The 14274-nt window shown below is 71.3% G+C and carries 9 protein-coding genes and 1 tRNA gene; 9 read left to right on the top strand and 1 reads right to left on the bottom strand.

The window, feature by feature from the left end; genetic code table 11:
- Positions 1-32: 32 nt before the first annotated feature.
- The 7 genes from trpC to pyk all read left to right on the top strand — a co-directional run bounded on the left by trpC (position 33) and on the right by pyk (position 11900).
- Entirely contained in the window at positions 33-866 is an 834-nt protein-coding gene (gene trpC, locus ACFQS2_RS11810; RefSeq protein ID WP_377793882.1) for an indole-3-glycerol phosphate synthase TrpC, read from the top strand.
- Between the two features lie 50 nt (positions 867-916).
- Positions 917-2233 (top strand): tryptophan synthase subunit beta, encoded by a 1317-nt coding sequence (gene trpB, locus ACFQS2_RS11815; protein WP_377017286.1) that lies wholly within the window; start codon positions 917-919, stop codon positions 2231-2233.
- Complete coding sequence (gene trpA / locus ACFQS2_RS11820; RefSeq protein ID WP_377017226.1) at positions 2230-3063, top strand: tryptophan synthase subunit alpha; 834 nt, start codon at positions 2230-2232, stop codon at positions 3061-3063. The genes trpB and trpA overlap by 4 nt, the downstream gene beginning before the upstream one ends.
- A gap of 172 nt (positions 3064-3235) precedes the next feature.
- The gene (lgt, locus tag ACFQS2_RS11825; protein WP_377017224.1) at positions 3236-4207 is read left to right on the top strand and encodes a prolipoprotein diacylglyceryl transferase; all 972 of its coding nucleotides are present in this window, start codon (positions 3236-3238) and stop codon (positions 4205-4207) included.
- Between the two features lie 73 nt (positions 4208-4280).
- The gene (gltB, locus tag ACFQS2_RS11830) at positions 4281-8861 is read left to right on the top strand and encodes a glutamate synthase large subunit (RefSeq protein ID WP_377793883.1); all 4581 of its coding nucleotides are present in this window, start codon (positions 4281-4283) and stop codon (positions 8859-8861) included.
- Positions 8854-10332, top strand: coding sequence for a glutamate synthase subunit beta (locus ACFQS2_RS11835; protein WP_377017220.1), 1479 nt, complete (start codon positions 8854-8856; stop codon positions 10330-10332). The genes gltB and ACFQS2_RS11835 overlap by 8 nt, the downstream gene beginning before the upstream one ends.
- Before the next feature lie 98 nt (positions 10333-10430).
- Entirely contained in the window at positions 10431-11900 is a 1470-nt protein-coding gene (pyk, locus tag ACFQS2_RS11840; protein WP_377017218.1) for a pyruvate kinase, read from the top strand.
- Positions 11901-12002: 102 nt separating this feature from the next.
- On the opposite strand, the gene ACFQS2_RS11845 is transcribed toward pyk, so the two are convergent.
- Positions 12003-12085: transfer RNA gene (locus ACFQS2_RS11845), tRNA-Leu, on the bottom strand.
- Between the two features lie 107 nt (positions 12086-12192).
- Between ACFQS2_RS11845 and ACFQS2_RS11850 the strand changes: the two genes are divergently transcribed.
- Both ACFQS2_RS11850 and ACFQS2_RS11855 read left to right on the top strand, forming a co-directional pair.
- Entirely contained in the window at positions 12193-12843 is a 651-nt protein-coding gene (locus ACFQS2_RS11850; protein WP_377017216.1) for an ANTAR domain-containing response regulator, read from the top strand.
- Between the two features lie 49 nt (positions 12844-12892).
- Positions 12893-14251, top strand: coding sequence for an ABC transporter substrate-binding protein (locus ACFQS2_RS11855; RefSeq protein WP_377793884.1), 1359 nt, complete (start codon positions 12893-12895; stop codon positions 14249-14251).
- Positions 14252-14274 lie beyond the last annotated feature (23 nt).

Below are 14274 nucleotides of genomic sequence, written 5' to 3' on the forward strand. Positions count from 1 at the left end.
GATCCCGCCCCAGACCGCTGCAGGAGGCACCCGTGACCCCCACCGGCACCGTGCTCGACGACATCATCGCCGGGGTGCGAGAGGACCTCGAGCCCCGACGCGCGGCGACGCCCGCCACCGAGCTCGAGCAGCTCGCCCGTGACGCCGCCCCGGCCCGCGACGCCCGCGCCGCCCTGCGCGGGGACGGCACCACCATGGGCCTCATCGCCGAGGTCAAGCGTGCCAGCCCCTCCAAGGGCGCACTCGCAGAGATCCCCGCTCCTGCCGACCTCGCCGCGATCTACGCCGACAGCGGTGCGAGCGCGATCAGCGTCCTGACCGAGCCCCGCCGCTTCCGCGGATCCCTGGAGGACCTCGACGCCGTGCGTGCCCGCGTCGACGTCCCCGTGCTGCGCAAGGACTTCATCGTCGATCCGTACCAGGTGCTGGAAGCGCGCGCCCATGGCGCCGACCTGGTCCTGCTGATCGTGGCGGCGCTGGAGGATTCACTGCTGCGCGACCTCGCCGAGCTCACGGCCGAGCTGGGGATGCAGGCCCTGATCGAGGCCCACACCGCCGACGAGCTCGACCGTGCCCTCGCCCTGGATGCCGACCTCCTCGGCGTCAACGCCCGCGACCTCAAGACCCTCGACGTGCACCCCGACCGTGCCGGTGACCTGCTGCGCAGGATCCCGGCCGGACCGCTGGCCATCGGGGAATCGGCCGTGGCCTCCGTCCAGGACGTCGAGGCCTATGCCGCGGCCGGAGCAGACGCCGTGCTGGTCGGCGAGGCACTGGTCACCGCCGGTGATCCTGCCGCCGCCGTCACCGCGTTCCGCCAGGTCGCACGTCGCGGTCGCACCGCCCCGGAAGGAGCCCGCGCATGAGCGCCCCGCATCCCCAGCCCGTCCCGCCCGATGGCCAGGTCCGCACCGATATGCAGCGTCCCGCCGGGCAGCTGCGCTCCGAGTCCGGCCCCTACTTCGGGGACTTCGGCGGTCGATTCCTGCCCGAAGCCCTGGTCCCGGCCCTCGACGAGCTCACCGAGACCTACGAGAAGGCCGTCGTGGACCCGGAGTTCGCGGTCGAGCTGCAGCGCCTGGCAGCGGAGTACACCGGCCGGCCCTCGCTGCTGTCCGAGGTGCCGCGCTTCTCCCAGCTCGCCGGCGGCGCCCGGATCCTGCTCAAGCGCGAGGACCTCAACCACACCGGCAGCCACAAGATCAACAACGTCCTCGGCCAGGCACTGCTGACCAAGCGCATGGGCAAGTCCCGGGTCATCGCGGAGACCGGCGCCGGCCAGCACGGCGTCGCCACCGCCACCGCAGCGGCCCTGTTCGGCCTGGACTGCACGATCTACATGGGCGAGGAGGACACCGAGCGGCAGGCGCTGAACGTCGCCAGGATGCGCCTGCTCGGGGCCGACGTGGTCCCGGTCAGCCAAGGCTCCCGCACCCTCAAGGACGCCATCAACGAAGCGTTCCGCGACTGGGTCGCCAACGTCGAGAGCACCCACTACCTCCTGGGCACCGTCGCCGGACCGCACCCCTTCCCGGTGATGGTCCGCGACTTCCATCGCATCATCGGCGAGGAGGCGCGCTCCCAGACCCTCGAGCGGGTGGGCCGCCTGCCCGACGCGGTGGTCGCCTGCGTCGGCGGCGGCTCGAACGCGATGGGCATCTTCCACGCGTTCCTCGACGACGTGGACCCCGTCGTCCGGCTGATCGGCTGCGAGGCCGGAGGAGACGGCATCGACTCGGGTCGGCACTCCTCGACCATCTCCGGAGGGTCCGCCGGGGTGCTCCACGGGGCCCGCAGCTTCGTGATGCAGGACCAGGACGGCCAGACCATTCCCTCGCACTCGGTCTCCGCCGGGCTGGACTACCCCAGCGTGGGTCCCGAGCACGCCTGGCTCGCGGACATCGGCCGTGCCGAGTACCGGGCCATCGACGACGGCCCCGCCATGGACGCCTTCGCCCTGCTGTCCATGACCGAGGGCATCATGCCCGCGATCGAATCCGCCCACGCACTGGCCGGAGCCCTCGAACTGGGCCGGGAGCTGGGGGAGGAGGCCGTCATCCTGGTCAGCCTCTCCGGTCGGGGGGACAAGGACGTCGACACCGCCTCCCGCTGGTTCGGCCTGGTGGGCGAGGACCCCGCCCGCGCCGACCTCGAGAGCCTCCGCGCCCGCGCCCGCACCACCGCCGGAGACGCCACCGGCCCTGCCGGTGCCGAGGGAGGGGTGTCCCGATGAGCGCCACCGAGACCGCCCGCGTGCGCGCGGGCGACGCCCTGGACATCGCCCGCAGCGAGAACCGCTCTGCACTCATCGGCTACCTGCCCGTCGGGTATCCCGACGTCGAGCAGTCCATCGACGCCGCCCGGGTGCTCATCGATCACGGAGCCGACATGATCGAGCTGGGCCTTCCGTACTCGGACCCGGTCATGGACGGACCGGTGATCCAGCAGGCGGCCTCGGCCGCCCTGGCCGGTGGAGTGCGCACCCGTCACGTGCTCGAGGCCGTCGAGGCGCTCTCGGGCCGCGGAGCCGCCATCCTCGTCATGTCCTACTGGAACCCGGTCCTCGCCTACGGGCCCGCCGCCTTCGCGCGCGACCTCGCCGCGGCCGGCGGGGCCGGAGTCATCACCCCCGACCTGATCCCCGATGAGGGCGCCGACTGGATCGCCGCGAGCGAGGAGCACGGCGTGGACCGCGTGTTCCTGGTCGCACCCAGCTCGCCGCCGGACCGCCTCGCCCATGTGGTCTCCCACACAACGGGCTTCGTCTACGCGGCGAGCACGATGGGCGTCACCGGGACCCGCGCGAGCGTGTCGGCGGCCACCGAGGACCTGGTGGCGCGCACCCGCGCGGCCGGCGCCCGCAACGTCTGCGTCGGTCTCGGCGTCTCGAACGGTGAGCAGGCCGCGCAGGTCGGCGCGTACGCTGATGGAGTGATCGTCGGCTCCGCCTTCGTGCGCACGCTGCTGGACAACGCGGGCGACGCCCCTGCGACCCGCACCGCCCTCGCAGCCGTGGCCGACGATCTGCGCGCCGGAGTGGAGCGCGCTCGCACCGCCTCGTAGTACCGGCCCGAAGGACCCGCACGGCACCACCCCGTCGGCGCAGCATCCACAGGGGCCGCCCGGTCCGCTCTCGGGCCGGCCCCAGCGGGGCGGGCCCGTCGCCCGGCGAGTCCGCCGCCCCGTCGTCCCGCACCGCCCAGCCGTCCCGCACCACAGTGAGGAGAGCCCGGACATGATCCCCAGTTCGCCCATCTCCTCGCTCTCCCTCGGCCCGCTCACGGTGCACTTCTACGCGATCTGCATCCTGCTCGGGATGGGGGTGGCCCTGTGGTGGGCCACCAAGCGCTGGGTCGCGCGCGGCGGCGACGGCGACGACCTCTTCGACATCGTGTTCGTCGCGATCATCGCCGGGATCATCGGCGCCCGCATCTGGCACGTGCTGACCTCCCCGGCCCCGTTCTTCGGGGAGGGCGGGAACCCCATCGCCGTGCTCTACATCTGGCAGGGCGGCCTGGCGATCTACGGCGGCGTGGCCGGCGGCGCGATCGCGGCATACTTCATGGCCCGGATGAAGCAGGTCTCGTTCACGGCCCTGGCCGACACCATCGCCCCCACCCTGATGGTCGCGCAGGCCATCGGCCGGTTCGGCAACTGGTTCAACCAGGAGCTCTACGGCCCGCCCCTGGACACCTGGTGGGCGTGGGACGTCACGTGCGTCACCAACGGCACCACGATCCCCGGCTGTGAGCCCGGCACGTACCACCCGACCTTCCTGTACGAGCAGCTGTGGAACCTCGTCGGTGTCGTGGTGCTGCTGGCCCTGGCGCGCCGCTTCGAGCTGGGCGGCGGCCGCGTGTTCTGGGCCTACGCCGGGATCTACTCGACCGGCCGCGCCTGGATCGACGCCATCCGCAGCGAGCCCGTCCTGATGATCGGGCCGCTGCGCATCCACACCCTGGTCGCTATCATCATGGTTCTGGTCGCCCTACTCGCCTTCGTGATCCTCACCGTGCGACAACGCCGGCGCGGCGGCGAGGTCGTCGCGGCCGACGGATCGTTCGTCGTACCCGCCCCCGCCGAGGACGAGGACCCCGACGACGAGGACGAGCCCGACAGATCCGGGACTCCTCCCGCCGCCGACGAAGAATCCTCCCCCCGGGACCCGGAGGGCCCCACGGACACCGGACGCCACAGACGCGCTTGAGGACCGTGGCCCGGACCGGGCACCCGTCGACCACCGGCGAGCCGTCACCGGCCGCCCACCTGGAAGGGCTCGTATGCACCCCCTCGATACCCGCTTCTCCCGCTTCCCCGCCTCGCAGGGCCTCTACCGCCCCGAGAGCGAGGGCGACTCGTGCGGCGTGGCGATGATCGCCACCCTCCGCGGCCGCCCCGGCCACGACATCGTCGAGCACGCCCTGACGGCGCTGCGCAACCTCGAGCACCGCGGAGCCGTCGGTGCCGAGGAGGCCACCGGTGACGGCGCCGGAATCATGGTCCAGCTGCCGGATTCGTTCCTGCGCGAGGTCAGCGGCCTCGAGCTGCCGCCGCTGGGCTCCTACGCCGCCGGCATCGCCTTCGTCCCCCGCGACGAGGAGGGCCGCCGCGAGGCGTTCGAGGCCCTCGAGTCGATCTGCGCCGAGGAGGGCCTGCGAGTCCTCGGCCAGCGCGAGGTGCCCACCACCGACGGCCTCGTCGGGCCCTCCGCCGAGGCCGTCCGCCCCGACTTCGTGCAGGTCTTCGTCGCCGACGCGGCCGGTCAGCGCACCGGTATCGAGCTCGAGCGCGCCGCCTTCGCGGTGCGCCGCCGGGTCGAGCACACCACCCGCGCCTACTTCCCCTCGCTGTCCACGCGCGTGATGGTCTACAAGGGCATGCTCACCCCGGCCCAGCTCGAGCAGTTCTACCCGGACCTGCACGACCCGCGGTTCGAGGCCGAGCTGGCGATCGTCCACTCCCGGTTCTCGACCAACACGTTCCCGGCCTGGCCGCTGGCCCATCCCTTCCGGACCCTGGCCCACAACGGCGAGATCAACACGGTGATCGGCAACCGCAACCGGCTGCGCGCCGCCGAGGGCAGCATGCGCACCGACGTGTTCGGCGAGGACTTCGCGCGGCTGCTGCCGGTCAGCACGCCCGGGGCGTCGGACTCGGCGAGCCTGGACGAGACCCTCGAGCTGCTGAACCTCTCGGGCCGCTCGCTCCCGCACGCGCTGATGATGCTGATCCCCGAGCCGTGGGAGAACGACGACTCGATGGACCCGGACCTGCGGGCCTTCTACGAGTTCCACGCCGCCCTGCAGGAGCCGTGGGACGGCCCGGCCTCGGTCGTCTTCACCGATGGCACGCAGGTCGGTGCGCGCCTGGACCGCAACGGGCTGCGCCCCTTGCGGTACTGGGTCACCGACGACGACCTGGTGATCCTGGGCTCGGAGACCGGGCTGCTGGACGTCCCGCGCTCCTCCCTGGTGCGCACCGGGCGCGTCGCGCCGGGCGAGATCTTCCTGGTGGACGTCGCCGAGGGCGAGATCGTGCCCAGCCAGGAGCTCAAGCACCGCATCGCCACCGAGCACCCGTACGGGACCTGGGTGCGCGAGCAGAAGGTGAATCTGTCCGAGCTGCCCTCCCGCGAGCACATCACCCACACCCGCTCCTCCGTGGTCCGGCGTCAGCAGACGTTCGGGTACACCGAGGAGGAGCTGAGGATCCTGCTCGCCCCGATGGCCGCCAAGGGCGCGGAGCCGCTCGGTGCGATGGGCACCGACACCCCGATCGCGGTGCTCTCGGATCGCCCGAGGCTGCTGTTCGACTACTTCACCCAGATGTTCGCCCAGGTCACCAACCCTCCGCTGGACTCCCTGCGCGAGGAGATCGTGACCTCGCTGGGCGTGGCCATCGGCCAGGCGCGGAACCTGCTCGACGCCACCCCGCAGCACGCTCGCCAGCTGGCGCTGGACTTCCCCATCATCGACAACGACGAGCTCGCCAAGATCGTGGCGGTCGACGCCAACCCGGCGACCGCGGACTTCCGCACCGTGCGCCTGCGGGGCCTGTACCCGGTCGCGGGCGGCACCGAGGCGCTCGAGAAGCGTCTGCAGGAGATCTGTGACGAAGCGGTCGCCGCGATCGACGACGGCGCCACCTTCCTGGTGCTCTCGGACCGTGATGCGAACCAGGTGCTCGCGCCGATCCCCTCGCTGCTGCTGACCAGCGCCGTCCAGCACCATCTGGTGCGCACGGGCCGCCGTACCGCCGCGGCCCTGATGGTCGAGGCCGGCGACGTCCGCGAGGTCCACCACGCCGCCCTGCTGATCGGCTACGGCGCCAGCGCCATCAACCCCTACCTCGCGATGGAGAGCGTCGAGGAGCTCGTCGAGCGCGGCGTGGTCAGCGACGTCGCCCCCGAGCAGGCGGTGCGCAACCTCATCGTCGCCCTCGGCAAGGGCGTCCTGAAGATCATGTCGAAGATGGGAATCGCCACGGTGGCCTCGTACCGCGGCGCGCAGATCTTCGAGGCCGTCGGCCTCTCCCAGGACCTGGTGGACACCTACTTCCCGGGCACCATCTCCCGCATCGGCGGCATCGACCTCGACGTCATCGCCCAGGAGAACGCGGCCCGCCACGCCCTGGCCTACCCGGTCGACGGCGTCCACCAGGCTCACCGGAGCCTGCCCGTCGGCGGCGAGTACCAGTGGCGCCGCGAGGGCGAGCCGCACCTGTTCACGCCCGAGGCCGTCTTCCGCCTGCAGCACTCGGCGCGCACCCGTCAGTACGACGAGTTCCGTCGCTACACGGACGAGGTCGACGACCAGCACGAACGTCTGATGACCATCCGCGGGCTGCTGAAGCTGCGCACGGAGGACCAGTCGCCGGTGCCGATCGAGGAGGTCGAGCCGGTCGAGTCGATCACCCGCCGCTTCATGACCGGCGCGATGAGCTACGGGTCCATCTCGCAGGAGGCCCACGAGACGCTCGCCATCGCGATGAACCGTCTGGGCGGCATGTCCAACAGCGGTGAGGGCGGCGAGGACACGGAGCGTCTGCACGATCCTGAGCGGCGCAGCGCGATCAAGCAGATCGCCTCCGGCCGCTTCGGCGTGACCAGCCAGTACCTGACGTTCGCGCGGGACATCCAGATCAAGATCGCCCAGGGTGCGAAGCCCGGCGAGGGCGGCCAGCTGCCCCCGGAGAAGGTCTACCCGTGGATCGCACGGACCCGCCACTCCACCCCCGGCATCGGCCTGATCTCCCCGCCGCCGCACCACGACATCTACTCGATCGAGGATCTCGCCCAGCTGATCCACGACGCCAAGTCGGCGAACCCCGCCGCCCGCGTCCACGTCAAGCTGGTCTCCCGCTTCGGGGTCGGCACGGTCGCGACCGGCGTGTCCAAGGCGCACGCCGACGTGGTGCTGATCTCCGGCCACGACGGCGGCACGGGGGCCAGCCCGCTGAACTCGCTCAAGCACGCCGGCACCCCCTGGGAGCTGGGCCTGGCCGAGACGCAGCAGACCCTGCTGCTGAACGGCCTGCGCGACCGCATCACGGTGCAGGTCGACGGGCAGATGAAGACCGGACGCGACGTGATCATCGCCGCCCTGCTGGGCGCCGAGGAGTACGGCTTCGCGTCCGCTCCGCTGGTCGTCTCCGGCTGCGTGATGATGCGCGTGTGCCACCTGGACACCTGCCCGGTGGGCGTGGCCACCCAGAACCCCGAGCTGCGTGCGCGCTACACCGGCCAGGCCGAGCACGTGGTGACGTTCTTCCAGTTCGTCGCCGAGCAGGTCCGCAAGCACCTCGCCGCACTGGGTCTGCGCTCTCTGGACGAGGCGATCGGTCGCACCGACCTGCTGGGTCTGCGCGACGACACGATGAGCCGCTCGGTGCTGGGTGCGGCCAAGCGCGAGGGTCTCGATCTCGAGGCGATCCTCGCCGCCCCCGTCATCCACGAGGGCGACTTCCCCCGGCGCCGGCGCGACCAGGACCACCAGCTGGAACGGGCGGCGGACCACCCCTGGATCGAACAGGCCGCCGAGGTCATCGAGGGACGGCTGGCCTCGGTGCACATCACCGACACCATCAGCAACGTCCAGCGCAGCACGGGCACGCTCCTGGGCCACGAAGTCACCCGGCGCACCGGGGGCGAGGGTCTGGCCGAGGACTCCGTCGTGCTCGATCTCGAGGGCACCGGCGGGCAGTCCTTCGGCGCCTTCCTCCCGGCCGGCATCTCCCTCCAGCTGCGGGGCGACGCCAACGACTACGTCGGCAAGGGGCTCTCCGGCGGTGTGATCGCCATCGGCCACGGCGCCGGCTCCGCCCCCTCGCTGACCTCCGCCCCGATCGCGGGCAACACCTGCGCCTACGGGGCCACCAGCGGCAGACTGCTGCTGGCCGGCTCCGCAGGGGAGCGGTTCGGCGTGCGCAACTCCGGGGCCACCCTGGTCGTCGAGGGCATCGGCGACCACGGCGCGGAGTACATGACCGGTGGTGCCGTGGTGATCCTGGGCCCGACGGGACGCAACCTGGGCGCCGGCATGAGCGGGGGCACGCTGTTCGTCCTCGATCTCGATACGGCCTCCCTGAACCCCAAGGACGCCGCCACCTTCGAGATCACGCCCGTGCGCGAGGAGCACCGGGCCTTCGTCCTGGAGGCGGTCTCCGAGCACGCCCGGCGCACCGGCTCCGACCGTGCGGCCGCCCTGCTGGCCGACGAGGACGAGCTGATGAGCCGGCTCACCGAGGTCGCCCCCCGCGCCTTCCTGCGCATCACCTCGATCCGCGAGGACGCGCTGGCCCAAGGGGTCGACCCCGATTCGAACGACGTCTGGAACGAGATCATGGAGAGCACTCATGGCTGATCCCCGAGGATTCCTGCGGTATCGCGACCGCGAGCTGCCCGCCCCTCGGCCGGTCCCGGTGCGGCTCATGGACTGGCGCGAGGTGTACGAGGCCCGCGAGAAGGGCACGCTGAACGTCGTCTCCCGACAGGCCGGGCGCTGCATGAACTGCGGCATCCCCTTCTGCCACCAGGGCTGCCCGCTGGGCAACCTGATCCCGGAGTGGAACGACCTGGTCTACCGCGACGACTGGCACGAGGCGATCGAGCGCCTGCACGCGACCAACAACTTCCCGGAGTTCACCGGCCGCGCCTGCCCGGCGCCGTGCGAGTCCAGCTGTGTGCTGGGCATCAACCAGCCGCCGGTGACCATCAAGAACGTCGAGGTCTCGATCATCGACCGCGCCTTCGAGGAGGGCTGGGTCGAGCCCGTCGAGCCGTCCCGTCAGACCGGCCGCGCCGTGGCCGTCGTCGGATCCGGTCCGGCCGGCCTCGCCGCCGCGCAGCAGCTGACCCGTGCCGGCCACTCGGTGGTCGTCTTCGAGCGCGATGACCGCATCGGCGGCCTGCTGCGCTACGGCATCCCCGAGTTCAAGCTGGAGAAGCGCCACATCGACCGCCGGCTCGAGCAGATGCGCGCCGAGGGCACGCGGTTCCGCACCGGTGTCGACGTCGGCGGCGAGGGCCCCGGCGCCCTCTCCGTCGAGAAGCTGCGCTCCCGGTTCGACGCCGTGGTGCTGGCCACCGGTGCGAGCACGCCGCGGCAGCTGGACGTTCCCGGACGTGACGCCGCGGGCATCCATCCGGCCATGGAGTACCTGACCCAGGCCAACCGCCGGGTGGCCGGCGACGAGCTGGAGGGCCAGATCACCGCCGAGGGCAAGGACGTGGTGATCATCGGCGGCGGCGACACCGGCGCGGACTGCCTCGGCACCGCCCTGCGCCAGGGCGCGAAGTCGGTGACCACCCTTGCCATCGGCACTCAGCCCCCCAGCGAGCGCGACGAGAACCAGCCCTGGCCGACGCACCCGGTGCTGTACGAGGTCTCCACCGCCCACGAGGAGGGGGGTGAGCGTTCGTACCTCGCCTCGACCACCGGCTTCGAGACCGACGAGAACGGGGCCGTCACCGGGCTCCGGGTGGCGCGCACCCAGTTCCGCGACGGGAAGCGTCTGCCCACCCCCGGGACCGAGACCGTGCTGCCCGCGACGCTGGTGCTGGTGGCCATGGGCTTCACCGGGCCGCGCACGGACGGGCTGCTGTCCTCGCTCGGCGTGGAGCTCACCTCGCGCGGCAACGTCGCGCACGACGGGCAGTGGGCGACGGACGTCCCCGGCGTGTTCACCGCCGGCGACTGCGCCCGCGGTCAGAGCCTCATCGTGTGGGCGATCGCGGAGGGGCGCTCCTGCGCCGCCGCCGTCGACAGCCACCTGATGGGGGACACCTCTCTCCATGCGCCTGTCGCGCCGGGAGAGAAGCCCGTCACAGTGTGAAAGACTGGGCCCACACGCGATGCTGCGGCCCCTTCGGCGAGCGTCCGTGACGTTCGCCGGCGGGCCGCGGCCCTTATCAGAACTACAGATGGGTTGACATGCGCAAAGCGAAGATCGTCTGCACACTCGGTCCGGCGACCAATACCTACGAGCAGATCCGGACCCTGATCGAGGCGGGGATGAACGTGGCGAGGATGAACCTCAGCCACGGCACCCACGAAGATCACGAGCAGGTCTACGCGAACATCCGCAAGGCGGCCGAGGATCTGGGCCGCAACGTCGCCATCCTGGTCGATCTGCAGGGCCCCAAGATCCGTCTCGGCAAGTTCGAGGACGGCCCGCACCAGCTCGAGGTCGGTGACGAGTTCGTCATCACCACCGAGGACATCGTGGGGACCAAGCAGCGGGTCTCGACCACCTTCAAGGGCCTGCCGGGCGACTGCCGCCCGGGGGATGTCCTCCTGATCGACGACGGCAAGGTCTCCGTCCGTGTCACCGACGTCTCCGAGACCGAGGTCAGCACGGTCGTCGAGGTCCCCGGCCCGGTCTCCGACAGCAAGGGCATCAACCTGCCCGGCGTGGCCGTCTCCGTCCCGGCGATGAGCGAGAAGGACGTCGCGGATCTGCGCTGGGGCCTGGCCCTGGGCGCCGACGTGATCGCCCTGTCCTTCGTGCGCGACGCGCACGACATGGACGAGGTGCTGCGGATCATGCAGGAAGAGGGTCGCCGCGTCCCCGTCGTCGCGAAGATCGAGAAGCCGCAGGCCGTGCGCGCGCTGCGCTCCATCGTCGGTGCCTTCGACGGCATCATGGTCGCCCGCGGCGACCTCGGCGTCGAGCTGCCGCTGGAGCAGGTCCCGCTGGTCCAGAAGCGCGCCATCGAGCTCGCCCGCCGCAACGCCAAGCCGGTGATCGTCGCCACCCAGGTGTTGGAGTCGATGATCACGAGCCCGCGCCCCACCCGCGCCGAGGCCTCCGACTGCGCCAACGCCATCCTCGACGGCGCGGACGCGGTGATGCTCTCGGGCGAGACCAGCGTCGGCGCCTATCCCTTCGAGGCGGTCCGCACGATGGCCCGCATCGTCACCAACACCGAGGAGAACGGCGCAGACCGCATCCTCCCGCTGGGCACCATCCCGCATACCCGCGGCGGAGCGATCACCCGCGCGGCCGCCGAGATCGGTGACCAGCTCTCGGCGCAGTACCTGGTGACCTTCACCGAGTCCGGCGACACCGCGCGGCGCCTGTCCCGCCTGCGTCCCACGATCCCTCTGCTGGCGATGACCCCGTACCCCGAGGTCGCCCGCCAGCTGTCCCTGACCTGGGGCATCGAGGCGCACCTGGTGCCGATGCAGAAGGATTCCGACGCGATGGTCAGCGTCGTCGACGAGCTGCTGCGCGAGCACAAGGGCCTGCAGAAGAACGATCTGGTCATCATCGCGGCCGGGTCGCCTCCCGGGGTCCACGGCTCCACCAACACCCTCCGGGTCCACCGCATCGGCGACCTCGACGGCACCGAGTCCGCTCGTATCGAGGCCGACCGCATCGCCGCCGGGCCGCAGACCTGATCCGGACCCACTCCGACGAGACGGCGCCCGCCGGCCTGCATGGCCGGCGGGCGCCGTCTCCCGGTGCGGCACGCACGTGAGATGTGCGACGCCGGTACTGCGTGCCGGGTGCGGGACTCGAACCCGCACGCCCTCGCGGACAGCGCATTTTGAGTGCGCCGCGTCTACCATTCCGCCAACCCGGCTCGCCCCCCGTGGAGTAGGGCTGGACTAGGATACCGCTGATGACCACCGGCCTTGGCCGCCCGGGTGCCGACACCCGCGGCCGGGCCCTCCCGACACATAGGGCGACATGAACGACGACACCGCTTCCCTTCCCGACGACACCCAGGACCTCCCCGAGCAGGAGGAGGGCCGCTCCCAGCGCACAGCCATCGTGGCCGAGGACGAGAGCCTCATCCGCATGGACATCGTCGAGACCCTCACCGAGGCCGGTTTCGAGGTGGTCGCTGCGGTCGGCGATGGCGAGAGCGCCGTGACCAAGGCTCGTGAGCTGCGGCCCGACGTCGTCATCATGGATGTGAAGATGCCGCAGACCGACGGCGTCAGCGCCGCCGAGCGCATCGGTGAGGACAACCTCGCTCCCGTCGTGATGCTCACGGCGTTCTCGCAGGCCGAGCTCGTCGAGCGTGCCCGCGATGCCGGCGCCATGGCCTACGTCGTCAAGCCCTTCACCCCGGCCGACCTGCTGCCGGCGATCGAGATCGCGATCTCCCGCTTCACTCAGATCACGCAGCTGGAGGCCGAGATCCAGGATCTCGGCGAACGGTTCGAGACCCGCAAGCGCGTGGACCGCGCCAAGGGCCTGCTGCAGACCAACATGGGTCTGTCGGAGCCGGAGGCCTTCCGCTGGATCCAGAAGACCTCGATGGACCGTCGCCTGACCATGCGCGAGGTCGCCGACGCCGTCATCGATCAGCTGGGCGGTCCCGGCAAGGAGTGACATCGATCCGGGGCCGTCGGGCCCGGAGCGGGAGGGGATGCACGGGGGCATGGTGATCTCACGACGCAGGCTGGTGCGAGGACTCGGGGCGGGAGTCCTCGGCACCGGCGCGCTGGCAGCCTGCACCAACGGTCGCAGAGGCCGGGGCCGCGGCCGTGCCACCACCACCGCCCCCACCGGCGCCGCGCAGGAGGAGCCCGACGTTCCGCTGGTGCTGGGCTCGATCGGCGTCTCCTACGGGCGCGCCGGCGCCTTCGAGAAGACCATCGCGATCGCCGTCCACGAGGCCATGATCGACGTCAACGAGCGTTGGAAGGGCCTGTTCGGCCATGAGGTCGAGATGACCGAGCGCCACGTGATGGAGGAGGTCGGCGAGGACCTCACCGACGTGATCACCTCGATGGCCGACTCCGGGGTGACCGCCGTGATCACCTCCATCGACGAGGACGCACTGATCGCGGCGATCCCTGCCTTCGTGGAGGCCGGCATCGCGGTGATCGACGTCTTCACCTCGGGGATGAGCGTGCGCGCGGCCGAGGTGCAGAGCTCCGGCATGCTGGTGCGGCTGGCCCCCAACGACCGCGCGATCGCGGCTCTGTACGCGGAGGAAGCATGGGCGGGGTCCTCCGACAAGGGCGGGGACCCGGGCACCGTCGCCTACGTCTCCGAGGACACCGCCCAGGGCCAGAGCCTGCTGCACGAGCTGGAGCAGCTCCTCAACCCCGAGGGCGGCAAGATCGTCTCGAAGCACTTCTACCCCTTCGGCAAGATCGGCACGATCGGAAAGATCGTCGAGAAGGTGCTGGAGTCGCCGCCGGCACTGCTGGTGGTCAACGGCGGACCGGAGGCGGGTCGCCTGCTCTCCGAGCTGTACAAGGCGACGCTGGACGAGGGTCAGCGCCCCACCGTCGAGTTCCCCACGCGACTGTCCCCGGCCGCGACGGTGGACTACGCCGACGAGCAGCTCGCCCCGGAATGCCTGACCAGGGCGACGGGTTTCGAACCCGGCGGCGAGCTCACCGTCGAGCACGTCAACATGATGCTCAACGTGGACCCTGGCCTCCTGGACACCGGGTACGCGTACTCACAGCAGGCCTACGACGCCGTGATCCTCGCCGGACTCGCCGCGCAGAACGCCCTGTCCGTCCAGGGGACCGACATCGCCAGCTCGATCCGGCAGGTGCTCACCGGCACCGAGGAATGCACGGACTACGGCGACTGTCGCAGCACCCTTCGCGTCGCACTGGAGGCCGGGGACCGTGCCACGATCTCGTTCGTCGGCAGGATGGGGGCGCTGGAGCTGGGGGACGGTCCCGATCCGCGCACCGGCGACCTGCGGACCTACTCGTGGACCGAGGCGAACGAGATCGAGACCGGAGAAGCGACCAGCTTCGAGGTCGACGCCTGACCACGGACCCGTCCCGCCCCGGC

Origin of the sequence: Brachybacterium sp. GCM10030267 (assembly GCF_042666875.1) — a bacterium.
Classification (GTDB): domain Bacteria; phylum Actinomycetota; class Actinomycetes; order Actinomycetales; family Dermabacteraceae; genus Brachybacterium.